This window comes from Aeromicrobium panaciterrae, from assembly GCF_039537165.1.
GTDB classification, from domain to species: Bacteria; Actinomycetota; Actinomycetes; order Propionibacteriales; family Nocardioidaceae; genus Aeromicrobium; species Aeromicrobium panaciterrae.
In genome coordinates this window covers 3502128-3526092 of record NZ_BAAAZZ010000002.1, presented here as the reverse complement: position 1 = coordinate 3526092, position 23965 = coordinate 3502128, and the positions used below count along the sequence as shown (strand labels likewise).

The 23965-nt window shown below is 65.2% G+C and carries 29 protein-coding genes; 15 read left to right on the top strand and 14 right to left on the bottom strand.

Going from position 1 to position 23965, the window contains the following annotated elements:
- Positions 1 to 5 precede the first annotated feature (5 nt).
- Complete coding sequence (locus ABD683_RS18285) at positions 6 to 1112, bottom strand: ferredoxin reductase (protein WP_344771505.1); 1107 nt, start codon at positions 1110 to 1112, stop codon at positions 6 to 8.
- 142 nt (positions 1113 to 1254) lie between these two features.
- Between ABD683_RS18285 and ABD683_RS18280 the strand changes: the two genes are divergently transcribed.
- Positions 1255 to 1887: a TetR family transcriptional regulator gene (locus tag ABD683_RS18280; protein WP_344771503.1), complete on the top strand. Its 633-nt coding sequence runs from the start codon at positions 1255 to 1257 to the stop codon at positions 1885 to 1887.
- 118 nt (positions 1888 to 2005) lie between these two features.
- Here the strand turns inward: ABD683_RS18280 and ABD683_RS18275 are convergent, their stop codons facing one another.
- Positions 2006 to 2413 (bottom strand): SRPBCC family protein, encoded by a 408-nt coding sequence (locus tag ABD683_RS18275; RefSeq protein ID WP_344771502.1) that lies wholly within the window; start codon positions 2411 to 2413, stop codon positions 2006 to 2008.
- Positions 2414 to 2523: 110 nt separating this feature from the next.
- Between ABD683_RS18275 and ABD683_RS18270 the strand changes: the two genes are divergently transcribed.
- The gene (locus ABD683_RS18270; RefSeq protein WP_344771501.1) at positions 2524 to 3930 is read left to right on the top strand and encodes a choice-of-anchor A family protein; all 1407 of its coding nucleotides are present in this window, start codon (positions 2524 to 2526) and stop codon (positions 3928 to 3930) included.
- On the opposite strand, the gene ABD683_RS18265 is transcribed toward ABD683_RS18270, so the two are convergent.
- Positions 3927 to 4646, bottom strand: coding sequence for a TetR/AcrR family transcriptional regulator (locus ABD683_RS18265; RefSeq protein ID WP_344771500.1), 720 nt, complete (start codon positions 4644 to 4646; stop codon positions 3927 to 3929). The two genes, ABD683_RS18270 and ABD683_RS18265, sit on opposite strands and share 4 nt — an antisense overlap.
- A 124-nt stretch (positions 4647 to 4770) precedes the next feature.
- On the opposite strand from ABD683_RS18265, the gene ABD683_RS18260 reads away from it, so the two are divergent.
- On the top strand, positions 4771 to 5691 hold the full coding sequence (locus ABD683_RS18260; RefSeq protein ID WP_344771499.1) for an NAD-dependent epimerase/dehydratase family protein: 921 nt from the start codon (positions 4771 to 4773) through the stop codon (positions 5689 to 5691).
- On the opposite strand, the gene ABD683_RS18255 is transcribed toward ABD683_RS18260, so the two are convergent.
- From ABD683_RS18255 to ABD683_RS18245, 3 genes are all read right to left on the bottom strand, one after another.
- On the bottom strand, positions 5692 to 6327 hold the full coding sequence (locus ABD683_RS18255; protein ID WP_344771498.1) for a GNAT family N-acetyltransferase: 636 nt from the start codon (positions 6325 to 6327) through the stop codon (positions 5692 to 5694).
- Between the two features lie 63 nt (positions 6328 to 6390).
- Positions 6391 to 7176, bottom strand: coding sequence for a coiled-coil domain-containing protein (locus ABD683_RS18250; RefSeq protein ID WP_344771497.1), 786 nt, complete (start codon positions 7174 to 7176; stop codon positions 6391 to 6393).
- Between the two features lie 97 nt (positions 7177 to 7273).
- Complete coding sequence (locus tag ABD683_RS18245) at positions 7274 to 7417, bottom strand: hypothetical protein (protein WP_344771496.1); 144 nt, start codon at positions 7415 to 7417, stop codon at positions 7274 to 7276.
- An 86-nt stretch (positions 7418 to 7503) separates the two neighbouring features.
- On the opposite strand from ABD683_RS18245, the gene ABD683_RS18240 reads away from it, so the two are divergent.
- From ABD683_RS18240 to ABD683_RS18230, 3 genes are all read left to right on the top strand, one after another.
- A complete protein-coding gene (locus tag ABD683_RS18240; protein WP_344771495.1) occupies positions 7504 to 7827 on the top strand; it encodes a plasmid stabilization protein in 324 nt (107 codons plus the stop codon).
- A 168-nt stretch (positions 7828 to 7995) separates the two neighbouring features.
- Positions 7996 to 8715 carry an SDR family NAD(P)-dependent oxidoreductase gene (locus tag ABD683_RS18235; RefSeq protein WP_344771494.1) on the top strand — a complete coding sequence of 240 codons (720 nt, stop codon included), beginning with the start codon at positions 7996 to 7998 and terminating at the stop codon, positions 8713 to 8715.
- Positions 8716 to 8805: 90 nt separating this feature from the next.
- Positions 8806 to 9144, top strand: a complete 339-nt coding sequence (locus ABD683_RS18230; protein WP_344771493.1) for a YciI family protein — start codon at positions 8806 to 8808, stop codon at positions 9142 to 9144.
- Between the two features lie 46 nt (positions 9145 to 9190).
- Here ABD683_RS18230 and ABD683_RS18225 read toward each other — a convergent pair whose 3' ends face one another.
- Positions 9191 to 10195 carry a 5'-3' exonuclease gene (locus tag ABD683_RS18225; protein WP_344771492.1) on the bottom strand — a complete coding sequence of 335 codons (1005 nt, stop codon included), beginning with the start codon at positions 10193 to 10195 and terminating at the stop codon, positions 9191 to 9193.
- A 447-nt stretch (positions 10196 to 10642) separates the two neighbouring features.
- On the opposite strand from ABD683_RS18225, the gene ABD683_RS18220 reads away from it, so the two are divergent.
- The 4 genes from ABD683_RS18220 (at position 10643) to ABD683_RS18210 (ending at position 11748) form a co-directional block, all read left to right on the top strand.
- Positions 10643 to 10948 (top strand): DUF6907 domain-containing protein, encoded by a 306-nt coding sequence (locus ABD683_RS18220; protein WP_344771491.1) that lies wholly within the window; start codon positions 10643 to 10645, stop codon positions 10946 to 10948.
- Positions 10945 to 11220, top strand: coding sequence for a hypothetical protein (locus ABD683_RS18215; protein WP_344771490.1), 276 nt, complete (start codon positions 10945 to 10947; stop codon positions 11218 to 11220). Before ABD683_RS18220 ends, ABD683_RS18215 begins: the two co-directional genes overlap by 4 nt.
- Positions 11217 to 11429: a helix-turn-helix domain-containing protein gene (locus tag ABD683_RS18575; RefSeq protein ID WP_425548523.1), complete on the top strand. Its 213-nt coding sequence runs from the start codon at positions 11217 to 11219 to the stop codon at positions 11427 to 11429. Before ABD683_RS18215 ends, ABD683_RS18575 begins: the two co-directional genes overlap by 4 nt.
- Before the next feature lie 82 nt (positions 11430 to 11511).
- Positions 11512 to 11748, top strand: a complete 237-nt coding sequence (locus tag ABD683_RS18210; protein WP_344771489.1) for a helix-turn-helix transcriptional regulator — start codon at positions 11512 to 11514, stop codon at positions 11746 to 11748.
- A gap of 24 nt (positions 11749 to 11772) precedes the next feature.
- On the opposite strand, the gene ABD683_RS18205 is transcribed toward ABD683_RS18210, so the two are convergent.
- The 3 genes from ABD683_RS18205 to ABD683_RS18195 are packed head-to-tail and all read right to left on the bottom strand — an operon-like array spanning position 11773 to position 13148.
- The gene (locus ABD683_RS18205) at positions 11773 to 12192 is read right to left on the bottom strand and encodes a hypothetical protein (protein ID WP_344771488.1); all 420 of its coding nucleotides are present in this window, start codon (positions 12190 to 12192) and stop codon (positions 11773 to 11775) included.
- Positions 12179 to 12613 (bottom strand): PDZ domain-containing protein, encoded by a 435-nt coding sequence (locus ABD683_RS18200; RefSeq protein ID WP_344771487.1) that lies wholly within the window; start codon positions 12611 to 12613, stop codon positions 12179 to 12181. The genes ABD683_RS18205 and ABD683_RS18200 overlap by 14 nt, the downstream gene beginning before the upstream one ends.
- The gene (locus ABD683_RS18195) at positions 12603 to 13148 is read right to left on the bottom strand and encodes a hypothetical protein (protein WP_344771486.1); all 546 of its coding nucleotides are present in this window, start codon (positions 13146 to 13148) and stop codon (positions 12603 to 12605) included. Before ABD683_RS18195 ends, ABD683_RS18200 begins: the two co-directional genes overlap by 11 nt.
- Positions 13149 to 13201: 53 nt before the next feature.
- Between ABD683_RS18195 and ABD683_RS18190 the strand changes: the two genes are divergently transcribed.
- The 3 genes from ABD683_RS18190 (at position 13202) to ABD683_RS18180 (ending at position 16765) form a co-directional block, all read left to right on the top strand.
- Positions 13202 to 14287, top strand: a complete 1086-nt coding sequence (locus ABD683_RS18190; RefSeq protein ID WP_344771485.1) for a DUF4238 domain-containing protein — start codon at positions 13202 to 13204, stop codon at positions 14285 to 14287.
- Positions 14288 to 14843: 556 nt separating this feature from the next.
- Positions 14844 to 15353: a hypothetical protein gene (locus tag ABD683_RS18185; RefSeq protein ID WP_344771484.1), complete on the top strand. Its 510-nt coding sequence runs from the start codon at positions 14844 to 14846 to the stop codon at positions 15351 to 15353.
- A 494-nt stretch (positions 15354 to 15847) separates the two neighbouring features.
- A complete protein-coding gene (locus ABD683_RS18180; RefSeq protein ID WP_344771483.1) occupies positions 15848 to 16765 on the top strand; it encodes a tyrosine-type recombinase/integrase in 918 nt (305 codons plus the stop codon).
- 30 nt (positions 16766 to 16795) lie between these two features.
- Here the strand turns inward: ABD683_RS18180 and glnA are convergent, their stop codons facing one another.
- Complete coding sequence (gene glnA / locus ABD683_RS18175) at positions 16796 to 18217, bottom strand: type I glutamate--ammonia ligase (protein ID WP_344771482.1); 1422 nt, start codon at positions 18215 to 18217, stop codon at positions 16796 to 16798.
- 168 nt (positions 18218 to 18385) lie between these two features.
- Between glnA and ABD683_RS18170 the strand changes: the two genes are divergently transcribed.
- Both ABD683_RS18170 and ABD683_RS18165 read left to right on the top strand, forming a co-directional pair.
- Positions 18386 to 18745, top strand: coding sequence for an RDD family protein (locus ABD683_RS18170; protein WP_344771481.1), 360 nt, complete (start codon positions 18386 to 18388; stop codon positions 18743 to 18745).
- Between the two features lie 33 nt (positions 18746 to 18778).
- Positions 18779 to 21184, top strand: a complete 2406-nt coding sequence (locus tag ABD683_RS18165; RefSeq protein ID WP_344771480.1) for a hypothetical protein — start codon at positions 18779 to 18781, stop codon at positions 21182 to 21184.
- Between the two features lie 362 nt (positions 21185 to 21546).
- Here ABD683_RS18165 and ABD683_RS18160 read toward each other — a convergent pair whose 3' ends face one another.
- Genes ABD683_RS18160 through lipB form a run of 3 tightly spaced genes read right to left on the bottom strand, consistent with a single transcriptional unit; the run spans position 21547 to position 23938 of the window.
- On the bottom strand, positions 21547 to 22254 hold the full coding sequence (locus ABD683_RS18160; protein ID WP_344771479.1) for a DUF4191 domain-containing protein: 708 nt from the start codon (positions 22252 to 22254) through the stop codon (positions 21547 to 21549).
- 10 nt (positions 22255 to 22264) lie between these two features.
- Complete coding sequence (gene lipA, locus ABD683_RS18155; protein ID WP_344771633.1) at positions 22265 to 23188, bottom strand: lipoyl synthase; 924 nt, start codon at positions 23186 to 23188, stop codon at positions 22265 to 22267.
- Positions 23189 to 23224: 36 nt separating this feature from the next.
- Positions 23225 to 23938 (bottom strand): lipoyl(octanoyl) transferase LipB, encoded by a 714-nt coding sequence (gene lipB / locus ABD683_RS18150; protein WP_344771478.1) that lies wholly within the window; start codon positions 23936 to 23938, stop codon positions 23225 to 23227.
- Positions 23939 to 23965 lie beyond the last annotated feature (27 nt).

Genomic DNA, 23965 nt, shown 5'->3' with positions numbered 1-23965 from the left:
ATCTCCTAAAGGGCGACGTTGACGTCGCCGACGGGGACGTGAACACAGATCTTGATGGTCTCGTCAGTGCTGGCACTGATCTCGTTGCTGATGACGTGGCGCACGGCGCCGTGGTTCTTCTTGACGACGCAGGTGTTGCAGACGCCCATACGGCAGCCGAACTCCGGCTTGAGTCCAGCGGCCTCGGCCTGCTCGAGGATCGTGGCACCGGAGTTGTCGGCCTCGATCGACGCGTTGTCGAAGGTCAGCGTGCCGGTGGCGTCAGGCGCGTCGAGGTCGACGCTGGGCACCTTGAAGTACTCCATGCGGAGCTGCGCGGACGCGCCGAGCTCCTCGTAGGTGTCGCGGACGCTGGCGATGAGCCCGGCGGGACCGCAGACGTACGTCAGCGTCTCGGAGGGATCGATGCCGAGGTGCTTGAGGTGGTCGATCGTGAAGCGACCCTTGAGCTCGGCGTCCTTGGCAGGCTTGCGGGTGTAGATGCGGACGACCTGCGCCTGGGGGAGCGAAGCGGCGATCTCGTCGAGCTCGTCGCTGAACATCTCGTCGTCGAGCGAACGGGCGTAGTGCAGGAACGTGACGCGGCCTGCGTGACCGGAGTCGCGGAGCGTACGGATCATCGACATCACCGGGGTGATGCCCGAGCCGCCGCTCATCAGGAGCACGTCGTCGGGGGTCTCACGGGGAAGGACGAACTCGCCCTCGGCCTGCGAGAGGAACACGATGGTGCCCGGCTTCAGGTCGTTGTGCAGGAACTGCGACACATAGCCGTCAGGGTGTGCCTTGACCGAGACGCTGAACGTCTTGTTGTTGGCGGCACGACTCCTGCTGGCGCTCGAGCTCGACACCGAGAACACGCGTACGCGTCGCTTGCCATCGACCTCGACACCGAACTGCACGTGCTGTCCGGGAACGAAGCCGTTCCAGGCGCCGTTGGGGCGCAGCACCACGGTGCTGGCGTCGCCGGTCTCGTGGATGACCTCGACGACCCTGGCGCGTACGTTTTCCGCTGCAAGCATGGGGTGGATCTGGTCGAGGTAGTGATCGATCGTGTAGGGGGAGGTCAGCGATGCGACGGGCCGTGAGGCGAGAGCCTTGCGGATGATGCCCATCTCGTGACCCTCCTCAAATTGAGTGAACGTGCGTACACTCAAATACTGCACGGTCGGAGTGCCATGCGCAAGCGTGAATCGCGTGACCTGAGGCACTAAGCGCACAGGTGTTCACTGAAAGGGGCAGGATTAGGCTGTGGCCATGTCAGATGCTGTGCCCGTGGAGACTCGCCAGGCACAGAAGGAACGCACCCGGGAGGCGATCCTCGCCGCGGCGCTGGAGCTCAGCCAGACGCAGGGATTTGCGCAGATCAGCCTGCGTCAGGTGGCCCGGCAGGCCGGCATCGTGCCGACGGCGTTCTATCGCCACTTCGAGTCGATGGACCAGCTCGGTCTCGCCCTGGTGGAGCAGTCGTTCTCGACGCTGCGCCGGATGATCCGTGACGCGCAGCGCGATCCCGAGGTGTTCGACAACATCATCGATGCTGCGGCAGACGTGCTGGTCGAGGCGGTCAAGGAGAGCAAGGCGCACTTCGGCTTCGTCGCCCGTGAACGCGTCGGCGGTCCGGACGTCGTACGCACGGCGATCCGCCACGAGCTCGACCTGTTCGTCAGCGAGCTGGCGGTCGTGCTGGCTCGCCTGCCCAACATCGAGAACTGGTCGTCCGACGACGTGCAGATGGTGTCGCGGCTGTTCGTCCGCAACATGGTGTCGAACGCCGAGGAGGTCGTGGAGATGCCTGACGGCCGTCCTGATCTGGAGGAGAAGATCAAGGAAGGCGCACGACGTCAGATGCGCCTGATCGTCGTGGGCTTCCGCGACTGGCGCAGCTGACCACCCTGGGAGCGGTGGATATTCAACCTAATGGGCGCGCTCGCCCCTCAACGGTGCGGACTCAACCGAATGAGCGCCTATTGAGTTGCCAATCCACCGCCCGTGGCCGTCGAGCTGGTCAGGCGCTGAGCTGAGCCTTGCCGTGCGCGTCTTGTGCGGCGGTCGCGAGGCGGTCGAGCGCCTGCTTGAACACATCGTCGCCGAGGTCGTCCTCGAGCTGCTGCAGGATCGCGGGGTCAGCCGTGAAGTCGGCTTCCCACGTGACGTACGACGTGGTGTCGCCGTCAGCCTCGACGAGGATCGTGGCGCGGTGGTTGGCGATCGGGAACGGCGGATCAGGCATGTGGTAGGACAGCGTCATCTCTGCGTCGTCGCGTGACACGACGGTCACCACGAGCTCGGGCGACGCCTCGGGGCCGTCGGCGTAGATGCGCAGCTTGGGGTGCCACTCGGCGAAGTCGCCGGCGAGCTTCCACACGGTCTCGGCGGGTGCTGCGACGAAGGTCTTGCGGGAGATGCGGGGCATGCGGGTCCTCAGTTCGATGTGCTCATCCATTGAACCCGCTGGACCACGTTTAGCCCGCACTCCGAGGGTGAGGCATTGCTCACGCTCGGCCGGTAGGCAACGATTGGCGCATGCGTCGGGGACTCTTTGTGGCCGGATTCACCCTGCTCGTCGCGGCGGCCTGGTCGATGTCGGCCTCGGCGTTCCCTGATCCGATCGGCGACTGCCTGCCGGGCGACTGTCCAGGCGAGCCCTACCCGGCCCCCGGCAACGGTGACTTCATCGGTACGGACGCGGCGATCAACGTGTTTGTCGGCGGTTCGATGAACGTCGTGCAGAACGCAGCCGAGTCCGAGGGCAAGCTCGTCGTCCTGGGCGACCTCAACGTCAACAAGTCAAGCGTCGGCTCCTACAACATCGGCATCGTGGGGTCCGGGTCGCGCATCACCCCGCCGACCGGCGTGGATCATGCCGTGATCGGCGGCGACATCACGGTGACCGCTTCCCCGTTGAACACGGTCCATCTGGGTGGCACCGACAGCAATGAGACACGGTGGGGCAACCTCTCGTACGGCGGCACCACGACGATCTCGCAGGGTGACCGCCTCGACCTGGTGCCCGACGGGCAGCTGATCGACGGTGGGCCGACGGTCACCGATCCCTACGCATCGCTGCGCGGCACGATCACCGATCTCTCCGACTGCGCGGAGACCTACGAGACGACTGGCACGGTCAACGTGCAGTTCGGTACTGCGACATTCACCGGCGACGGCACGTCGATGCTCCAGGTGTTCTCAGTGCCAGCCGATCTCGGTACGAGCGGTGAGACCGTCGCGATCGACCTGGTCGACGTCCCCGCCGGTGCGACAACCGTGATCAACATGGTCGGCACCGAGCCCACCATCTACCTCAACTCGGCGCTCGTCACGTTCTCGGTGACTCCCGAGTACTCCCGTCTGGTCTGGAACTTCCCCAACGCTTCCACGGCTGGGATCCGAGGTACGGCGCAGGTGCCGGGCTCGATCCTGGTCGGACCGATCGCGAGCACGACGACCATCACGACTCCGGGCACCAACGGCCGGGTGCTGCTGGCCGGCAACCTGGTGCATGGTGGGGGCGGTGGCGGTGAGGAGCTGCACGCCTACCCCTTCAACGGCACCCTCCCGCCCTGCGACGACCCCGCGGACGATGTCGACATCGATCAGCCGGCCGATGTGGCGGACTTCGGGACGGATACCGAGAGTGATGTCGACACCGATCAGCCGGCCGATGTGGCGGACTTCGGGACGGATACCGAGAGCGATGTCGACACCGATCAGCCCGCGGACGATGCAGACCTCGGAACAGACACTCAGGCAGACGATGCCGCAGACGACACCAACGGCGGGGGAGTCGATCCCGGCGATGAGGAGACGCTCCCCGACACCGGTGCATCGCGCCTGACACCGCTGCTGGCCATCGCCGGTGGCCTGAGCCTGATGGCCGGTACGGCGATCAGCCGCCGTGCGCGACGCGTCCCGCCGTCCCACCGCGCCTAGATGATCCCCAGGTCGCTGCCGAGCCGAGTGGCGACCTGGTCGAAGTATGCGTCGTAGTCGCTCACCGATCCGACGAGATGGCCGAACAGCTCGAACGAGACCGTGCCGAAGATCGTCGTCCAGGCCATCAGGGTCCGCACCGCGATCTCCGGGTCGAGCGGACCCTTGAGATCGTCGTGCGCCTCGACGAACTCCATCGCCGCGGCGACGGTCGACCCGGCCTCAGCGGGGGCCGCGGACGGAGGGAGGGGGCTCGCGGCACCGGCCCTGTGCGCATCGCCCGCGATCGAGATCAGCACGATGACGACGCGTGTGGCAGGTCCGACGGTGTCCTGTGGTGCCGCGTAGCCCGGCACGGGGGAGCCGTACAGGAGTGCATAGTCACCGGGATGCTCGATCGACCACGTACGGATCGCGCGACAGGCGGCAAGCCAGCGCTGATGGATGTCCGTCCGATCCTCGACGGAGCGATCGGCCAGTTCGACCGCTTCGCCGAGTGCGTCGTAGCCCTCGATCAGCAGGGCGGTGAGGAGATCATCGCGGCTGGAGAAGTAGCGGTAGACCGCGGACGAGACCATGCCGACGTCGCGGGCGACGGCGCGCAGTGACAGCTCGCCTGGTCCGTGGCTGGTGAGCCGGGCGCGGGCGGCGGCCAGGATCTCCTCGGTGATCTCCTCGCGAGCTCGCTGTCGGGCGGTCTTGGCCTTCTGCTCCATGGCCTCATCCTGACCTAGAGGGAGAGCATGCGCAACAAACAAGAGCACTGCTCTTGAAATGTCGTCCAGATCGTGCGATGCTGAAACCGAGAGCGGTGCTCTCCATATTCGAAGGGAATCACCCATGACTGATCGTCATCTGGTCGTCGGCGCCGGACCCGTGGGCCGCAATGTCGCGCAGCTGCTCGCCGCCGAGGGTTCGGAGGTCGTCGTCGCGACGCGATCCGGCACCGACACCGGCATCCCAGGCGTTGAGCACATCGCCCTCGATGCCTCCGACGCAGAGGCTCTGAGCACTGCCGCCGAGGGTGTCACGGTGATCTACAACTGCGCCAACCCCGCTGACTACACGACGTGGGAGAAGTTCTGGCCTCCTCTCGCGGCAGCGTTCCTCACGGCGGCCGAGCGATCGGGCGCGGTCTACGCCATCACCGGCAACCTCTACCCGTACGGCCCGGTGGGCGAGCCGATGCACGAGGGCATGCCTGACGCTGCCACCGATCACAAGGGCATCCTCCGCGCGAAGGTGTGGGCTGACGCCAAGGCATTGCATGACGAGGGCCGCATCAGGACGGTCGAGGTGCGTGGCTCGGACTACGTCGGCACCGGCGTGGGCGACAACGGCCACGTCACCCGCCAGGTGCCGGGCGCGCTGAGGGGCAAGCGTGCGTGGGTCATCGGCCGCAAGGACGTGCCGCACACCTTCACCGACGTCCTCGACACGGCGCGCCTGCTGGTGGCGGCCGCCGCTGACGAGACCGCTCACGGACGTACGTGGCACGTGCCCAGCAACCCGCCGCGCACCCAGGAGCAGGCGCTCAACGACGTGCTGGCGAGTGTCGGCAAGCCGCCGGTCCAGGTCAGCTCGATCCCGAAGGCTCTGCTCGCGGCGGCCGGGCTCGCTGTTCCGATGCTGCGCGAGCTGCGTCAGCTGTCGTACCAGTGGACCGCGCCCTATCTCCTCGACGACTCCGCGGCTCGCGCGCACTTCGGCATGGAGCCGACTCCGTGGGACGAGGTGTGCCGCCGGAGCGCAGTGGTCTGATCAGGCGCCCATCAGCGAGCGCATCTCGAGGGCGACATCCCAGCCGAGCGCCTCATAGAGCGCGCGACCTTGGGCTGTCGCCGCCAGGACGCCGTCGGTCGCGCCGCGATCCAGTGCGTACGAGGTCAGCATCGCCATGACGCAGGAGCCGAGACCACGACGCTGGAACGCCGGTGACGTCTCGATCGCGTCGAACACCGCAGTCTCGTCGAGCACGCCGACGGTGCCCTCGGCGGCCACGTGGTCGGAGGTCTCGAGGCGCAGCGTCACGCTGCTGCCGGTGATGTCCCACCGGGCGGCGAACTCCGTGTCGTGAGCGACCGATGTCGCGGTGAGTGTCGTCGTCATCAGCGTCTCGTCGTCGCGGTCGACGCGTACACCTGGCGGCAGCTCCAGGACGGCGTACGGCTTCACGTCCTCCGCGATGACCGTCAGCATCGCCCGCGGGTCATCCGCGACGTGGCGCATCAAGGCGCTGAAGGCCTCGGGCCCGGGATCGGTGCAGATCAGCTCGCTCTCGCGGGTCCGTGACCGAGTGTGCACCAGCGGCCAGCCGTCGAGCTCGGTCACCTCGATCCCGCGTACGTGTGCCCACGCAGCAACCCATCGCTCGGTGAGCACGGTGGCATCGGGCATGTGACAAGTCTTGCGGGACGACGCGGCTTTCGGGGGCCCGAAAGGTTGCAATTCTGTCTCAGATCAGGACTTGAGCGCGTCGAGAGACTGGACGAACGACGCGGCATCGGCCGCCCGCGCCTCCTCGGACTGCAGCAACAGCAGCTGCAGCTCGGCGATCTCACGTTCCTGACGCTCGATGACGTCGCGCAGGTGGGCATCCGCCGTTCGCGCGTCATCGGACTGGCGCAGCTGCTGCTGCAGCTGCTCGATCTCGCGTTCCTGACGACCGATGACCTGCCGGAGCTCGCTGACCTCCTCGTCGTGCTGGGAGATCACCTCGCGGGCACGATCGAACTCGGCTCGCGCCTGCGTGGCCCGGTCAGATGCGGCGGCGAGTGCAGCCGTCGTGTCGTTGTAGTGGGCCTTGATGTTGGTGAGCTCGGTCCGTACGGTCAGCAGCTCGGTGTGTGCCTGTGCCTCGCGGCGTCGGGCTTCGCGCAGCTCGGCCAGGTCGGCGTCGCGTTCGGTCATCACCCCAGCGATCGTCTGCTGGAGCGACTCCTGGTCACGCAGCGTCGCCGCGCTGTCGCGTATCTGGGCCTGCGCGTCGGCGAGGGCGGTGCGCAGCTCGCTGATGTGCGCCTCGAGCTGGCCCACGACGCGCCGGGCGTCATCTGCCTCACGGCGCGCGTCGGCGGTCTCGGCTGGGGTTCGCCCGGCCTCGACTGCGGCGGACGCCTGACGTGCGGTGGACTTCTTGATCAGGGCCAGACACTCGTCAAGGAACTCGGGGCTCTCCGGATCGAGCTCCTCGTCCCAGACGCCGAGGGCGCGCGAACCCGGGCTCTGTTGCTTGTGTGCTGCCATGCGCGAGACCTCGAGGGGAGTTGGACTTGCGGATGCATCAAGAATACGCGTCACATTTCAAGGTGTTTCGCGTTCAGGCAATTCGGCAGCGTGTTTCTCATCGCTCGCGTCGCCGTACGCGCAGCTCCCCGATGAACACCCCCATGAACGCCCCGGCGGGAAGCCAGAGCAACTGCTCGGTCACGGCGTACATCACGGCACCGGCCACGAGGCCGACAATCAGTCCTGCAGCAAGTCTCATGACGGTGGGGTACCCGATGACGGTGCACTCATGCGTACGCTCGACGCCTTCGGGTACGTGATGGGCATTCGAGAGAGGAGCACACGATGCCAAGAGCCTGGAGTGACACGCGCGAACGTCAGTACGAGCACATCAAGGAAGGCCTTGAGGGCAGAGGCAGGTCCGAGGACACGGCCGAGGAGATCGCGGCGCGAACCGTCAACAAGGAGCGTGCCCGAGCGGGCGAGGCCAAGGAGTCCAGCAAGACCTCGACGGACGACATCTCATCAGGCCGCCGAGGCGGACTACGGTCGCACCGTGGATCGGGTGGACGCACGCGTGACCAGCTCTACAACGAGGCCAGGGACCGAGGCATCGAGGGTCGGTCGAAGATGAGCAAGGCCGAGCTCGAGAAGGCCGTCGGTCGCTGACGGTCCGCCTGGTCAGTCCATGGGCACTTCGATGGTGTCGTCGTCAAGCTCGGGCTCTGGGGTGCCCCCTTCGTGGGTCGGTCTCCCCAAGACATACCCGCGTTCAGGGCATGCATGCGTCCGTCCGGCTGCTACGTTGCCTCGACCGTGTCGAGTGGAGGAGTTGCCGTGGGTGGACGTTTTGAGGGCAAGCGGGCGGTGGTGACCGGCGCGGCCGGGGGAGTGGGCGCCGCGACGGTGGAGCTGTTGGCAGGGGAAGGCGCCGCCGTGGTGGGTGTCGACCTCAACGCCGCGGGTGACGTCCTGGCCTGCGACGTCAGCGACGAGACATCCGTACGCGCTGCAGTCGCGTCAGCCGCCGAGCGCCTCGATGGGATCGACATCGTCGTGAACGTCGCCGGCATCGACCAGTTCCGCCGGTTCGAGGATCTCGACATCGGCACCTGGCAGCGTCATCTCGGCGTGAATCTGACCGGACCGATGCTGGTGAGCCACGCGGCGTTGCCGCACCTGCGCGAGAGCAAGGGCAACATCGTCACGGTCGCGTCGATCGCCGGCCTGCGCGCGCAGCCGTACCAAGCGGCCTACTGCGCCTCGAAGTCCGGGGTGATCATGCTGATGAAGTCGCTCGCGCTCGAGCTCGCTGCTGACGGCATCCGCGTCAACACGGTCTGCCCGGGAGGGATCCAGACGGACCTGCCGACCAACGCAGCCGCCGAGCACGCTGACACGGTCCTGGACTGGGAGCTGCTCATGGAAACGGCCGGCGCCCGCTACGGGTTCATGCCGCCCAGCGACGTCAGCGACGCAATCGCCTACCTCGCATCCGACGCTGCCGCGTCCGTCACGGGCGCCGTGTTGTCAGTCGACCGCGGCACCGCCTGCTGAGCGAGAATTTCCGGGTGCGCTGTCGAAAAGGGCAGGCACCGTTCGTGGAGATGGTGAGTACCGGCACCGTGCCGGGGCACAGGAGGAGTCATGGCCCAGTACCTGATCTATTTCAACCAGCAATGGGTGGGCGACCACACCGAGGAGTGGTTCCAGAGTCGTGTCGCCCCGTCGACCGCGGTGGTCGAGGAGATGAAGGAGGCCGGCGTGTACGTCTTCGCGGGTGGCCTCGACCTGGACGGCCCCGTGTTCTCCGCCGATCCCACCAGCGGTGACGTGCTCGTCACCGACGGCCCGTTCGTCGAGACCAAGGAGCTCCTCGGTGGATTCGCGGTGGTCGACGTCCCGGACGAGGAGACTGCGAAGTACTGGGCCGCCAAGGTTTCCGTGGGATGCGGCTGGCCTCAGGAGGTCCGCCGCGTCATGTAGCCGCCGTGATGCGCAGCATGAGCGAGGTCAGCGTGGATTGCTGGCGTCAGTGCAGCGCCGCGGACGCCGGATCGGTGCTGAGCACTCGGATCGCGAGCGAGGTCGTCGACTCGACGCCCAGATAGCCCACGACAGTGTGGACACGGTGGGTATCCAGCGGCAGCAGCCCCGGCGTGCCAGGCACATCGGGGGTGATGCCGAGGTCGAGGTCGGCCCGTCCCGACATGATGCGGACGTTGAAGTGGTAGCGCTCGCGGGCGTCAGGCGCGGTGAGTCGACGTACGACGGTGGCCCCCAATCGTCGCGCTCCCGTCTCAGCGGCCCAGGAGTCCATCGTGGCGACGACGGCGTTGCCGCCATTTTGGTCGATGTCTGCCCAGACGGTCTGCATGGGCCCGACCTGCGTCAGGAGAGCCGCCGCGGTCTTCTCTCCGATACCGGCAACCCCTGGCAGATTGTCACTCGCATCTCCACGCAGGGCAGCGAAATCCAGGTAGTGCTCGGCAGCGACGCCGTACATCGCGACGAGCCGCGCCGGGGTGAGCAGAGGGGAGGCGCTGATGCCGCCATTGATCAGTCGGAGCACGTGGGTGTGGTCGCTGATGTGCGCGAACGCGTCCCGGTCGGATGTGATGATGACGCAGTCCCAGCCGTTGTCGCGCGCCCAGGCGGCTCCCGAGGCGCTGACGTCGTCTGCTTCGAGGCCCGGGGGAGTCAGCGTGGCGAGGCCGAGGGCATCAAGCAGCGCGCCGGCGCGATTGAGCTGCTCGACGAGCGTTGCGTCCTTCTCGGCGCGGCCTGCCTTGTAGGCGGGGTAGACGTCTGCGCGTATCGACGCGGTCCGATCGTCGAGTCCGAAGATCACGGCGTCGGGCGCGAATCCGTCGATCGCCTCGAGGATCTGGAGCAGCATGCCGTGGAGCGCCCAGGCAGGACGTCCCGCTCGATCCGTGATCCTGGTATGCGCGCGGGCGTGGTGGTTTCGGTGCAGAAGCGAAGGGGCGTCGACGACGAGCAGAAGCTTGCGGGGACGTTCGTCTGAGGGAGGCATGGGATCCTCGCCATCGTACGTATGACGCCCCTGACCCGTCGGGGTCAGGGGCGTCCTGGTCACGTCAGCGTGATCGGTACGTCAGCAGGTGTGGCTGCGGGGCGGAGGCTCACCTTCCGCTTGCGGCACGCCCTCCCTGCTCCACCGGTCAGATGTCGTAGTAGAGCTCGAACTTTCGACCGAGCGATAGCTACCGTCGACCACGTTGAAAAAGACTGCAATTCCAATGTGTTAGCCATCTGTGGCGTTGGTTGCGGATGGCTGTTTGCGGACCTCTTGCGGACTATTTGCGGACTAAACCGAGGCCCGCCACGCCACTTTACGAAGTCACTTCTCTTTGTGTCGCCGATGAATCGTGCGACTCTTCCAACCCATCAAAGCAAGGTGCCCCCGCGGGAGTGGAGTCCCCGGAGGCGTGGATCGATCTACAGAAAAGGAAGATCAATCATGAATCAGAGTATCGAAATCGCTTGCCCGTCTTGGTGTGAGACCGACCATGCAACTGACCGCGGCGCCAATCGCTGCGGCGACGTCGTGCACCGCAGAGCGATCAGGAACTCGCCCTTGGGCAAGATCCTGATCGAGCAAATGACAGTCTCGGACGGTCAGCCGATTGCAGATGAACCGGTGATCTACGTTCCCGAAGACCCCAACCAGGGCGAGATGACGTCGGCTGAGGCTCGCTCGCTGGCGTCGGCACTTGTCGCCGCAGGGAACGAACTGGACCACATCGCCTCGGCGGTGCAGGCATGAACGCCACGATGACCACCGAATGCCCGCCATGGTGTGCCGGCGACTGTGTCGACCAGCTCGGCGAGGTTATGCACTTCTCGCGCCCGCTGGTCGACACACCACACGGATACGGTCAGATATCCGAGTGTCCAGGCGAGCCGATCCATATCTACCTCAGTGACGCGCACCTCGGCGGGCAGACGTTCACCGCTGTGCACGCCCGCGAGTACGGCGAAGCCCTAATCAAGCTGGCGGACGAGCTCTACCGGATCAACGCGGAAGCAGAGGCATGATGTCGACAGCGGTGGGTGTCGCATTGCACACGCTGCGGACAGGCGGCGGGATGACGCTGGATGAGGTTGCGACCTCCGCCGGCGTGAGCGTCTCCTATCTCTCGCGTGTGGAGCGTGGCCTCGCTATGCCGTCACCCGGATGGGTACGGGTGGTCACTGCCACGATCGGACAGCACATCATCTCGACGTCACGGGCCGTCTCGGGTTAGCGTCGTCGTCAAGCGCGAGCGCCCCGCGGCACTTCCCCCGAAGAGTGCGCGGGGCGCTCGGCTTTCTGTAGAGGATTGGCACATGACATCACCGCTCATGACAGCACTGCAGGTCGCTGAGATCCTCGCCATCAGTGAGGACCAGGTGAAACGCCGCACCAAGGCCGACGAGTGGCCGTGCGTCAAGCTCTCAACTCACACGATTCGCTACCGGCCGGAAGACGTGGAGGCGATCATCGGTCGATACGCAGTCGCCGGCGAAGCACCACGCGCTGGAATCTCTGGGCAGACCGCTCGCAGTCGCGCCCGCAATTCCTAGCACCGGAAGAGTGCCCCCGCCCGACTAGGCAGCGAGCCTATACGCAAGGTCGTCAGCAATAGGCCGCAGCTCGGGCTTGTCATCCAACAGAGCGACAACCGCCTCGTGCATGACCCGCATCGCCTCTCGCGCAAGACCTCGCCTATTCGGATACCGCACTGTCATCTGTGCAAGTAGACCGCCCCCGGCATACAGCGAGTACCAACCCTCAAACTCGCCCTCGCGCTCTCCGAGCCACGCATCGAGATCCAAGCCGGCCGGTCGCATCGCGGTCAGGGCGTCGGCTTCGTCCCAAGTCAGGTACGAGAACAGCCAGACGTCGAAGGGCTCGTTATGCCCAACGATCAGCCAAGCCAAACGCGGACGTCCGTCAATCACTTCGATCATCACGGTGGGTCGCCCATTCCACCAAGAGAGGCCAAGGCGATCGTCAACTACGACCATGTGAGTCCTCCTCTGCGAAATCGACGAACGTCCGCTTGAACGCGTTCTTCGACTGATTGTCCCACTTGGGGTCAGGGCCGGGGACGTGTACAAGAGCGTGGTTGATGAACCACTCCACAGGGGCGTGGCTCACGATAAACCCCGCGTCCCGGAGAAGGCCGACGCGTGTGTGGCGAACGATGTCGTACGGCTCAGCCAGATGTTGCCGGACGCACAGCGTCGCGGCGTCGGCGTCTACTCGTCCAACCAAGAGTGATAGCCCGTGTTCGCTTGCTCGCGGACCACCCCGAAACTCCGTCTTCCCGTCAGGCAATTGGGTGCCGTATTGCGTCAGGACAACATCGTCTGAGAGGTCTTGTCTGGGCGGAAGCTTCGGCCGTATGAGTCTCCGCGGCTCGTCGAGCTCGCCGTCAGACTCCATCTCGCGATCCTGGCACAGCTCCAGGCTGTTGGAGGAGTTCTCGCAGCCAAAGCGTCGCGGCGGATATTGGGGTCCACGGCGGTTGTCCCGCGACGAACTGTGAATAGAGATCCTGTTTCCGCTGGGTCATGCTTCGTTCCCGACGAACATGGGACTCAAGAATCACGTCCAGCTGCACCCATCCGCCACCGAAATCCATCACACCATCTTCGAACAACGGGTAAACGAGGCCCTGATTGCTCAGGGCGAGAGCGACTCCGTGTGCGACTTCGTTTCGCACTCCTCGAAGTGCCTCGAGTGTCTGGCCACCGGCGCTGGCGTTTCGAAGAGTCGAATAGTTCGAGTCTCCGAAGGGCATCTCCCGGGTTTGCTCGAGAAGTCCGTCTGCGGCAATCAGCCAGAAAAGAGCCGCCCCGACCCACCCGCGCATGTCGTCTTGCTCAGCGCCAACGGTCTGTGATTCGAGCATGTCGAGGTAGCGCAGATTTCGCGATGCCGCTTCGATCAACTCGTCATCGCTGTATGGGTTGCTCACCGTGTCATGGTGACATCCGCAGGAATGTCGTTCGCGCATCGTAGGTTCAATTCGTGCCTCAACCTCGGAGCCGACGACACCACACAGTGCCGCGGTTTCACCTTCAAGGATTCGCGAACGAGAATAATCAACTCGCCCAGCTTGATGTCACTACCGGGCGACGGGCAATCGTGTCGATCAACAACGCATCCGTCGTCAACGACTATTACAACGTCCTTCTCGATGATGGCTCGCACTCTGACGAGTGGGAGCGGTGGTTGTCAGCGGTTGAGGGCGCGGCTGCGCCAGCCGTGCGACGTGCGATCGGGTCATTGATCTGGTGGCCGACTGCGCAAGAGCGCCACGACATTTCCACGTGGATTGCAGCGCAATACCTTCGCAGCACAGCACACCGACGATCTCAGGCGCAGCACAAGTCCCTCATCGTCGCGATGCAAGTTGGCATGGGCGGGATCGCCTATTTGCGGCACACGATGGAGAAGGGCCTTCGTCGGCGTGTAACCGACGACGAAGTCGAGACGATCTGGGCGGACGTGACCGGTTCGAACGCGAAGTGGACTGTCAGTGCTCTTGAGCACGTCACCGCTCTTGGTCATACGATCGAGTCTGCAACCCGACTTGTGCACGATCGGGGTTGGCATCGAGTTCAGTTCACAAGGCTCAGTCTTGCAATCAACGACACTCCAATCGCGTTGATGCCCGCCGATGACCACCCCGACTTTATGGGCGTCGGCTTGGCGAATGCCGGATACATCACGGTGGCGCTCGACAGGCAGACCATGTTGCTCATGACGGCTATCGGCGACCAGGATTTCGACCTGCCCCCGTCCACACGGTTGGCAAGAACTCACAACAGCACGGTCATGCTCAACGCTGATCGATTTGTCTACTCTCACCCCGACGACGATTCGCTCCCAGAACTCCCGATGCCACGGCCCCCTCGCAACACGGTCAGCGCAACCGGTCCCGACATGATCAACCGCGACCGACCGCTAGATGAGGTTCTCGCGCAGATCGAAAGCCACGACTACAACGACCGAGCCACCCTGATCGCTGACTATGAGTGGCCACTAGACGGGTACGTCCCACCGATCGAACTCACCCCCGGTGATGACCCAACAGGGTCAGAAGGCTCATAGCCCGCATGTTGTGAGACCAACTGGCACGGTCAGCCGTGTGTGCCTCCAGGGCGGCAACCGTCTCCGCCTCGAGTTCCTCAACAGGTCGGGGCCGCATCATGTTCGGGAGCCGACGTCGACGAGCGAAGGTCCTACACGCGGGACCGCACCATTTGCGAGCTGAGCCACCGTTTCCGGACGCCGGCGGCAGTCCACATCCACAGCCGTGACACGTCGGCAGACCCATTGCATGCACGACCTTGGTGAGCGCACTCGAGCGGTTCGCGTACGGCATTTCGGTCGCCTCCTGTGACGCATCTCGTAGGTGCTAGTAGTCCAATTTCCTTGCAATTTGAGCCGTGTGCTGACCCACCCGCAAAAACCCTGAAACCTGCGCGCACAGCGATCACCCGAACGGGACGGTGACGGGTTTGGGGGTGGGGGGAGGGGTGGTGCACCGGGGGTTTTGAACCTCAGGCGGGCTTGGCTTGCGGCCCATCTACTTCCATGATCTGTCTGGTTCGACTCACAGCGTGGCCCGCTAGCCCAAGCGAGCAGCGCGGGGGACACTTCTGCAATGCAGGAAATCGGCAATGTGATCACCGTCATTGGGGTAATCGTGACTCTCGTGGCCTACTTCGGGCGGCACAGCGGGGTGTCACTGTATGAGCTGGAACCAAGGCTCATGAGTCAGTGGAGCAGTGCCCGCGGGTGGGTGCGCCGAAAGCTACGGCGCTCAACGAGCGTCACAGTCAACGTCGAGGGAGCGGCTTCGATCGTTGTAACTGCGTCGGCAAGGGGCTCGGTGTGGAGTCCAATTCAGCCTGACGACGACATAGACGTACGCGCAGAAAAGTTGGCTCAGAACCTCGACCGCCTCCGCGATCAAGTCGAGGAGAACCGTTCCGAACAAGAGTCTCTAGTCCTGCAATTGGAGCAGCGACTGACGGAACGAGCCAGCGACCTAGAAACAAGGATGATCGAGCAACAACTCGAAGGCCGTCAGGTAGCGACGGCAGCGATGAGGTGGGAAGTTCGGGGTCTGATGCTAACCCTCGTGGGAACCGTGCTCAGCATTCTTGGATAATCGACACTCGCAGGTCAAAGCCCTAGTCGGGAGTGGCTGATTCAAACGTTGCGATCTGTGCTCGGAGTGCCTCCGTGAGCGCAGCCCGCGGAACGCCTGCCTTGCCGGCGACAGTCACGAGCGTTGACGCGGCTACTTGGGCGATTTCGATAGCCGCAGTTGTGGGGCTCCCACCACATCGGGCCACGAGCTCCCCGACCAGCATCGCCGCGTCGTCATTGGCAGGTTTCGGGTGTCGCTGGACTTGAGCGGCGACTATGGCGAGGGCGGTCGCGATGCGTTGACGTCGGATTGTCATTTGTTTCCTCCAAGGATGTTGTCGATCGAGTTGAGCGTTGCGGTCTGCGCGGCCTGGTCGTTGGTGACTCCGGCAGGGAGCACGCTCGCCATTTCGACAGGAAGGTCGATGCGAGTCAGTGGCTCGACGAGATCACATCAAGCATCGGTGCCGGCACCTACGTGGATCCGAAGGCGGCAAAGACGACCGTAGGCGAATGGTGCACTCGCTGGCTCGAGGGCTACGCCGTTCATCGAACTTCGACGGTCCGGCAGGCCAAGACGCACATCGCTCACATCGAGGCGGAATTCGGATCCCGGCGCCTCTCGGCCGTGAAGTCGTCCGACGTCCGCGCCTGGGTGGTCAATCTGCAGAACGCAGGTCTCAGCGACTCGTACGTTTACGCGCTCCATGCCCGTCTCTCGCCGATATACACCGACGCGATCCACGACGACCTCGTTGCCAAGAACCCATGCTCCCGACGCACTTCGCCGAAGGCGGGGGAGCAGAAGCCCTACGTGGCGACCACAGAACAGATTTGGGCGCTCCACGACGCGATGCCCGAACATCTCCGGGCCACAATCCTGTTAGGCGCGTTCGCTGGCCTGAGAACCGCCGAGGTATGCGGACTGCGAGTCATCGATGTCGACTTCATGCGCGGGATCGTGTCGCCGACAGTGCGTATCCAGCCGAGCCGCTCAAAACTGAGGCGTCCAAGACCCCAGTGCCGATCCCACAGTCGTTTGCGCAGCTGCTGGCGGCTCACGTACAAGCTCACGTCGTCGACGGCGAGGACTTGTTCCGCAACGAGTGGTTGGACCAGCTGTCGCCACGGACGCTCGAGCGGGCCTTTCGCAACGCACGCGCCAAGGTAGTTGAGTCTCATGGCCTGACGCCGGAGTATCGGTTCCACGACGGCCGGCACTACTGCGCGTCGTTGCTGATCAGCTCGGGTGCTGACGTGAAGGTCGTCCAGGTGCGACTCCGTCACAAGTCGGCGAAGACGACTCTCGACACCTACGGGCACCTGTGGCCGGACGCTGACGACAGCACAAGGGCCGCGATCGATGGTGTGATCACGGCCCAAGTGCCAGTTCTTGCGGACTATTTGCGGACTACAGGCGAGGTTTCGTGATGAATTCGCTGGAATCCCAGTCCTTACGACTTAGATGTCGTAGTAGAGCTCGAACTCGTGCGGGTGCGGGCGCAGCTGCACGGGCAGGATCTCCTGGGTGCGCTTGTAGTCGATCCACGTCTCGATCAGGTCGGGCGTGAACACATCACCAGCGGTCAGGAACTCGTGATCTGCCTCGAGGGAGTCGAGCACCGAGTTGAGCGACGTCGGCACCATGTCGATGGCGTCGTACTCCTCCGGCGGCAGCTCGTAGATGTTCTTGTCGATCGGGGCAGGCGGCTCGATCTTGTTCTTGATGCCGTCGAGGCCGGCCAGCAGCAGCGCCGAAAAGGCGAGGTACGGGTTGGCCGACGGGTCGGGGCAGCGGAACTCGATGCGCTTGGCCTTGGCGTTCGACCCCGTGATGGGGATGCGGACACAGGCCGAGCGGTTGCGAGCCGAGTAGACGAGCGCGATCGGAGCCTCGAAGCCCGGCACCAGACGGTGGTAGGAGTTCACCGACGGGTTGGTGAACGCCAGCAGCGACGGGGCGTGCTTCAGGATGCCGCCGATGTAGTGGCGAGCGAGGTCCGACAGACCGCCGTAACCCGACTCGTCGTAGAACAGCGGCTTGCCGTCGTTCCAGATCGACTGGTGCACGTGCATGCCCGAGCCGTTGTCACCGAAGATCGGCTTCGGCATGAATGTCACGGTCTTGTCGTTGGCCCAGGCCGTGTTGCGGACGATGTACTTGAACTTCATGACGTCGTCGGCAGCTGCCAGCAGCGTGTTGAACTTGTAATTGATCTCAGCCTGGCCCGACGTACCGACCTCGTGGTGGCCACGCTCGAGCGTGAGGCCCGCGTTGGTCAGGTTGGTCATCATGTCGTTGCGGAGGTCAGCGGTCTTGTCGGTCGGCGCGACCGGGAAGTAGCCGCCCTTGTAGCGGACCTGGTAGCCACGGTTGTCGTCGATCGAGTTGCCGGTCTGCCAAGCGGCTTCGCTCGACTGGATCTCGTAGAACGACTTGTTGGCGCTGGTGCCGTAGTTGACCCGGTCGAAGACGTAGAACTCCGCCTCGGGCGCGAAGTACGCCGTGTCGCCGATGCCGGTCGTGGCCAGGTAGGCCTCGGCCTTGCGGGCGATGTTGCGGGGATCGCGCGAGTAGGCCTCGCCGGTGATCGGGTCGTGGACGAAGAAGTCCATCGCGATGGTCTTGCGGGCCTTGAACGGGTCGACGTACGCCGTGCTGATGTCCGGGTAGAGCACCATGTCGGACTGGTCGATCGTCTGGAATCCGCGGATCGACGAGCCGTCGAACGCGACGCCGCTCTTGACCATGTCGGCATCGAACGTCGACGCAGGCAGGGTCACCTGCTGCTGGATGCCGGGCAGGTCGGTGAATCGGACATCGAGGTACTCGACGCCCTCGTCCTTGATGAACTTGAACAGCTCGTCGGCATTGCCGAACATTGGGCCTCCTCGACCGCATCGCGGTCAGCTTGTCTACATGGCAGGAAAGTGCGTCGCTGCACTGAACCTGACGTTAGGCTCCGGCAGTTTCCCGACCGTCACTGGTTTGTTTCCGGCATGTTACAGATCCCCAGAACCCCCGCATTCGCGCCTCGATAGGCTCGCGGGGTGGAGACCCCCTCGCTCGGCCGCCGAATCGCTGCTCTGATCATCGACTGGGCGGTGGCGGCTCTCAGTGCCGTGGCGCTCACGAATGTCACCTATCCGCCCAGGAATCCCGGTGAGAACCTGGTGATCGTCGGGTTCTTCGTGGTCGAGGTGGCGCTCCTGACGGGACTCCTCGGATTCACGATCGGCAAACGGATCCTCGGGTTGCGGGTCGAAAATCCCCAAGGTGTGCCAATCGGGGTGCCGCGAGCCATCGTACGTACCGTGCTCCTGTCGCTCGTGCTGCCGGCGATCGTGATGAACGACGACAAGCGCGGGCTGCACGACATCGCCGCGGGGTCGCGCGTCATCCGCGTCTAGACGCCGCGCCTCCGCGAGTGGTTGAGTCGCTCCATGGCTGGGAGTCGATGGGTCGAGCTCCGGGTTCACGGCGTGAGCGGCACGCCGCCGGAGTCCCTGCTCGCTCATCCGCACGTCAAGCAGGTCGCCGGTGACGGCTACTCCCGCTACTTCCGGCCGGTCGGCGGTGACGGCAAGGAGCTCAAGGCCGAGGACGGTCACACCGTCGAGGGCTATCACTGGGGCCAGTTCACTTCGGGATCGTGGCGGGCCGGGCTGTGGCTGGCCCTCGTACCGTTCGGCCTGATCAATGCGGCGCAGTTCATGCTGCCGCCGTTCGTGAGCCGTACGTCGAAGTTCTGGCACGGCGTCTGCGGTGCGCTGCTGCGCCTCGCGGCCCTCCTGCTGACCTGCCTGTTCGCCTTCACCGCCGGATTCGTGCTGATGGACCTGCTCGGCTGGCGCTGGGCGGCCAGGACGCGTCTGCTGCGCAGCTATGACCCGGACACGGTGCTCATGGTCGCCGTCATCCTGAGTGCGCTGGCCATGGTCGTGATGTATGCGCTCGGCAAGGGTTTTGGTCGTACGGGACCGTCCGACTCGACCGAGATGGACGAGAACACCACAACCCCGCTGTCGAAGAAGTCGTTCTATCGCGGCGACGCCGACGCCTCGACGCTGCGAGGGCTCCACCTCGTGGCGGCGTTCGCGCTCATCGCCCTCATGGCGACGGTCGCGCGCAACGAGTCGGCGTGGGACGACCGGCCATTCCTCGCAGTGGCGGCGTTCGCGCTGCTCGTCGTCGCGGCCGTGGTCGTCACGTTCCTCGGCGATCCCGAGGGCTCCGTCAGCGTGGCGATGCCGTCGCGCATGGCGCGGCTGCGAGAGAGATGGCACGCCGTGACGAAGGTCCTGTCGCCCCTCCTCGTCGTGATCTCGGGGATCGTCGTCATCGCCGCGGCGATTCGGATGAACGGGACGGAGCGTCCGAAGCCGGTTGGTCGCATCGATGCCTTCGACGGCGTCTCCAACACGCTCCTGGTGTTCGGCGTGGCCGCGCTGGTGCTGATGTCGATCGCCAACCTCGCACTCGCGGTGACCACGCGTTCCACGACCACCAGCGCCGTTGCACCGTCGCGATTCTTCGCCCGGTACGCGTGGGGGATGACGAGCTATCTCGTCTCCACGATCTCGATGTTCATCGGTGTCGGGCTCTCCGCTGCCGTCGCCACCGCCGTGTCGACGTCGCTCAACCTCGACATAGCCGAGACCATCACCGAGCGCGGCCAGACACTGCGCACCCGGGTCGGCGTGACACCGATCCTGGACCGCGTCGCGTACGCCTGGGGACTCAACGCCTTCCTGATGATCGGCATCGCGATCTTCGCGGTCACGTTCTACTTCATCCGTCACAAGCACTTCGTCGCTGCGAGCGAGGCGATGCATGCGGTACCGCCCGAGGCCACCACCAGGCTGCCGGACGGCTGGACGTCGAAGATCGCGCGAGGCATCTGGATCGGTCGGCTCAAGACCAAGCTGCCGGCTCTCTTCTGGACGTTCGTGGTGGTGGGCGTGATCCTCTCGCTGGTCACCGCGTGGGAGATCGGTTTCTGTGTCGGCGGCAACGATCCGACGCAGTGCAAGGAGGCCCCCGGGTTCCTCGACTACCTCAGCCAGCCACGGCGTACCGGCAACGGCGACTTCCTGACCATCTTCGGTGCGTGGACGCTCCTCGCCCTCGCCGGCGGGATGGTCGCCCTGGCTCGCGGAGCCATCAAGACGCAGTCGTCACGCCGCGGCGTGAGCATCATCTGGGACATCGTGTCGTTCTGGCCCCACGCGGTCCACCCGTTCGTGCCTCGTCCCTACTCGCAGCGGACCGTCGTCGACCTGCGTGACCGGATTCGCTGGCACCTCAGCACGATCGCCGAATCCGACGTCAACCGCCCGGTCGTCGTGTGCGGCCACAGCCAGGGGAGCCTGATCTCGTTCGGAGCGCTGATGCTGCTCCGGCAGGAGGAGCGCGATCGGGTGGCGTTGCTGACGTTCGGCTCGCAGCTGCGCATGATCTTCCCGCGGGCGTTCCCCGGCTTCGTCAACCTCGAGTCGATCGCCGGACTGTACGACGGGCTCAACGGCGCGTGGATCAACCTCTACCGGGCCACCGACCCGTTGGCGGGACCGGTGCTCTCGTGGGACCACTCCGCCGACGGTGCTGAGCCTTCATCGCAGCACTTCCCGGACCTTGGCGCCGGTCGTCAGCCCGACGCGTACGATCCGCTGACCCGACGTCGCATCAGCGGCGCAGACTGGCGGATCATCGACCCGACGCCGTACGACGCGGCGCTGCAGACCGGGCCCGTGACGCGTCTGCGGGGTCACAGCGACTTCTGGGACGATGCCAGCTGGCCGACAGCGCTGGCAGCAGTCGTCGACGTACCACCGCGGTCCGGCTCATAGACCGAGGAAGGACTTCGGCCGCCAGGGGGCCGTCCACGGCCGACCGTGAGCGAAGCGAGGCGGCGTGAGACGACGGACTCGAGCGTGCCCATGTCCTCACCGCGCCTCGCAGTGTGGCGGCTTCGCCGCGTTACACTCACGCTGCGCTGGCGCGCGGTTGGTGCTCGGCCGCGGGCGGCCTCGACTCACCGCGCCTCGCAGTGTGGCGGCTTCGCCGCGTTACGCTCACGCTGCGCTGGCGCGCGGTTGGTGCTCGGCCGCGGGCGGCCTCGACTCACCGCGCCTCGCAGTGTGGCGGCTTCGCCGCGTTACGCTCACGCTGCGCTGGCGCGCGGTTTGTGCTCGGCCGCGGGCGGCCTCGACTAGCCGCGCATCGCCTTGCGGGAGCCCTTCATGCTGGTCGGCACGGGGCCGCGGGGCATGGGGGCAGCCGGACGCATCGCGTCGAGGGCCTTGAGCTTGTAGAGAAGGGCCGTCATCTGCGCGGGCTTGATGTTCTTGGGCAGCTTCCGGACGTGCTTCATGAGCTTGGTCAGCGGGATCTCACCCTCACCGCGGCCGACGACGATGTCGGTGACAGGCACCTCGTCGCCGCCGATGCGGGCGTGCTTCTTCTTCTCGGCTGCGAGGAGGTTCTTGACCCGGGACGGGTTGCCCTCACCGACCAGGATGATGCCGGGACGACCCACGACGCGGTGAACGACGTCCTGGTTCTTGGTGAACGCGACAGCCGGCTTGACGTCCCACCCGCGGCGCAGCATCTGCAGGGCGCCGGCAGCGGCGCCCATCTGCCCCTCGACCTGCGCGTAGGCAGCCTTCTCGGCGCGTCGGCCGAAGACGATCAGCGCGGCGAGGATGCCGATCAGCACGGCGAACAGGATCGTGACGACCAGGCCGAACGTGCCGGTGCCGAACACGAAGTAGCCGAGCGCTCCCGCCGCACCGCCGAACACGAGGAACGTCAGCAGCAGGATCAGGCCGATGTTGCGATCGCTGCGCTTGGTGATCGTGTAGGCCTGTCGCATCTGGCGGATGCGGCCCTTGGCGGGTTCGGGTGTGGCGTTGGACATGGCGGCCAGTCTAGTTGGCGGTGCGGATCGCGGCGTTGCCGCGTCCGGACTCGATGGCCTGCTGGTAGAGCCGGCCGGCGCGGTAGGACGAACGTACGAGGGGACCGGACATGACGCCGGCGAAGCCGATCTCGTCAGCCTCGTGCTTGAGCTCGACGAACTCCTCGGGCTTGACCCAGCGCTCCACGGGATGGTGACGCTTGGACGGGCGCAGGTACTGGGTGATCGTGATCAGGTCGCAGCCAGCCTCGTGCAGGTCGACCAGCGCCTGGGAGACCTCTTCGCGGGTCTCACCCATGCCCAGGATCAGGTTGGACTTGGTCACCAGACCGTAGTCACGGGCCTGGGTAATCACGTCCAGCGAACGCTCGTAACGGAACGCCGGGCGGATGCGCTTGAAGATACGCGGCACCGTCTCGACATTGTGCGCCAACACCTCAGGACGAGAATCGAAGACCTGCTCGAGCAGCTCGGGGATGCCGTTGAAGTCAGGGATCAAGTTCTCCACACCGATACCAGGGTTGAGCTCGTGGATCTTGCGGACCGTCTCGGCATACAACCACGCACCCCCGTCGGGTACGTCATCACGGGCGACACCGGTGATCGTGGCGTAACGCAGCTGCATCTTCTGCACGCTCTCGGCGACCCGGCGAGGCTCATCACGGTCAATCGGGTCGGGCTTGCCGGTGTCGATCTGGCAGAAGTCACACCGCCGGGTGCACTGCTCACCACCGATCAAGAACGTCGCCTCACGGTCCTCCCAGCACTCAAAGATGTTGGGACAACCAGCCTCCTGACACACCGTGTGCAGGCCTTCGCCCTTCACCAGGTTCATCAACTCGGTGTATTCAGGACCCATCTTGGCGCGAGTCTTGATCCACTCAGGCTTCTTCTCGATCGGCGTCTCCGCATTGCGGACTTCGAGCCGCAACATCTTGCGGCCTTCAGGAGCGATAGTCACAGGATCAGCCTACGCCTGCGCACCAATGGACAGATCCAGCAGTGGAGCGTCTGCCGTGAGGTCGGGCGACGGTACGTACGACTCCCACTGCAGCAGTTCCACAAGGTGCGGTGTGACAGCTGCAGCGGCCTCCGGAACCGTGACATCGCGGCCCAGCTCGGAGCTCAACGTGGTCACGCCCGCGTCGGCGATGCCACACGGGACGAAGCGGTCGTAGTAGCCGAGATCGACGTTGGCGTTGAGCGAGAAGCCGTGCATCGTGACACCGCGTGAGACGCGGATGCCGATCGCGGCGATCTTGCGCTCGATCCTGCCGTTGCCCGCCGGGAGCCAGACCCCGGAGCGACCCTGGACGCGGCCGGTGGCGACGCCGAGGTCGGCGACGGCACGGATGAGCGCTTCCTCGACGCGGCGTACGTAGTCGACGACCAGGACGTGCGACGGGAGCTTGGTGATGGGGTAGCCGACGAGCTGGCCGGGACCGTGGAACGTGATCTTGCCGCCGCGGTCGACGTCGATCACGGGGGTGCCGTCGAACGGACGCTCGTGTGGCTCGGTGCGCCGGCCGGCGGTGTAGACGGCGGGGTGCTCGAGGAACATCGCCGTGTCGTCGATCTGGTCGTCGGCGCGCTGTTGGTGCAGCTCGCGCTGCATCTCCCAGGCATCGAGGTAGTCGATCGCCCTGTCGCCATACCAGTCGTCGAGGATCTGGAGCTTGCTCACCTGTCCAGCGTATCCCCGCGCACCAGC

Bases quoted from the DNA above. Each gene is read 5' to 3' on its own strand.
- ABD683_RS18285 (WP_344771505.1), bottom strand. From the start codon at position 1,112: ATGGGCATCATCCGCAAGGCTCTCGCCTCACGGCCCGTCGCATCGCTG.
- ABD683_RS18280 (WP_344771503.1), top strand. From the start codon at position 1,255: ATGTCAGATGCTGTGCCCGTGGAGACTCGCCAGGCACAGAAGGAACGC.
- ABD683_RS18275 (WP_344771502.1), bottom strand. From the start codon at position 2,413: ATGCCCCGCATCTCCCGCAAGACCTTCGTCGCAGCACCCGCCGAGACC.
- ABD683_RS18270 (WP_344771501.1), top strand. From the start codon at position 2,524: ATGCGTCGGGGACTCTTTGTGGCCGGATTCACCCTGCTCGTCGCGGCG.
- ABD683_RS18265 (WP_344771500.1), bottom strand. From the start codon at position 4,646: ATGGAGCAGAAGGCCAAGACCGCCCGACAGCGAGCTCGCGAGGAGATC.
- ABD683_RS18260 (WP_344771499.1), top strand. From the start codon at position 4,771: ATGACTGATCGTCATCTGGTCGTCGGCGCCGGACCCGTGGGCCGCAAT.
- ABD683_RS18255 (WP_344771498.1), bottom strand. From the start codon at position 6,327: ATGCCCGATGCCACCGTGCTCACCGAGCGATGGGTTGCTGCGTGGGCA.
- ABD683_RS18250 (WP_344771497.1), bottom strand. From the start codon at position 7,176: ATGGCAGCACACAAGCAACAGAGCCCGGGTTCGCGCGCCCTCGGCGTC.
- ABD683_RS18245 (WP_344771496.1), bottom strand. From the start codon at position 7,417: ATGAGACTTGCTGCAGGACTGATTGTCGGCCTCGTGGCCGGTGCCGTG.
- ABD683_RS18240 (WP_344771495.1), top strand. From the start codon at position 7,504: ATGCCAAGAGCCTGGAGTGACACGCGCGAACGTCAGTACGAGCACATC.
- ABD683_RS18230 (WP_344771493.1), top strand. From the start codon at position 8,806: ATGGCCCAGTACCTGATCTATTTCAACCAGCAATGGGTGGGCGACCAC.
- ABD683_RS18225 (WP_344771492.1), bottom strand. From the start codon at position 10,195: ATGCCTCCCTCAGACGAACGTCCCCGCAAGCTTCTGCTCGTCGTCGAC.
- ABD683_RS18220 (WP_344771491.1), top strand. From the start codon at position 10,643: ATGAATCAGAGTATCGAAATCGCTTGCCCGTCTTGGTGTGAGACCGAC.
- ABD683_RS18215 (WP_344771490.1), top strand. From the start codon at position 10,945: ATGAACGCCACGATGACCACCGAATGCCCGCCATGGTGTGCCGGCGAC.
- ABD683_RS18575 (WP_425548523.1), top strand. From the start codon at position 11,217: ATGATGTCGACAGCGGTGGGTGTCGCATTGCACACGCTGCGGACAGGC.
- ABD683_RS18210 (WP_344771489.1), top strand. From the start codon at position 11,512: ATGACATCACCGCTCATGACAGCACTGCAGGTCGCTGAGATCCTCGCC.
- ABD683_RS18205 (WP_344771488.1), bottom strand. From the start codon at position 12,192: ATGGTCGTAGTTGACGATCGCCTTGGCCTCTCTTGGTGGAATGGGCGA.
- ABD683_RS18200 (WP_344771487.1), bottom strand. From the start codon at position 12,613: ATGGAGTCTGACGGCGAGCTCGACGAGCCGCGGAGACTCATACGGCCG.
- ABD683_RS18185 (WP_344771484.1), top strand. From the start codon at position 14,844: ATGCAGGAAATCGGCAATGTGATCACCGTCATTGGGGTAATCGTGACT.
- ABD683_RS18180 (WP_344771483.1), top strand. From the start codon at position 15,848: ATGGTGCACTCGCTGGCTCGAGGGCTACGCCGTTCATCGAACTTCGAC.
- glnA (WP_344771482.1), bottom strand. From the start codon at position 18,217: ATGTTCGGCAATGCCGACGAGCTGTTCAAGTTCATCAAGGACGAGGGC.
- ABD683_RS18165 (WP_344771480.1), top strand. From the start codon at position 18,779: ATGGCTGGGAGTCGATGGGTCGAGCTCCGGGTTCACGGCGTGAGCGGC.
- ABD683_RS18160 (WP_344771479.1), bottom strand. From the start codon at position 22,254: ATGTCCAACGCCACACCCGAACCCGCCAAGGGCCGCATCCGCCAGATG.
- lipA (WP_344771633.1), bottom strand. From the start codon at position 23,188: ATGTTGCGGCTCGAAGTCCGCAATGCGGAGACGCCGATCGAGAAGAAG.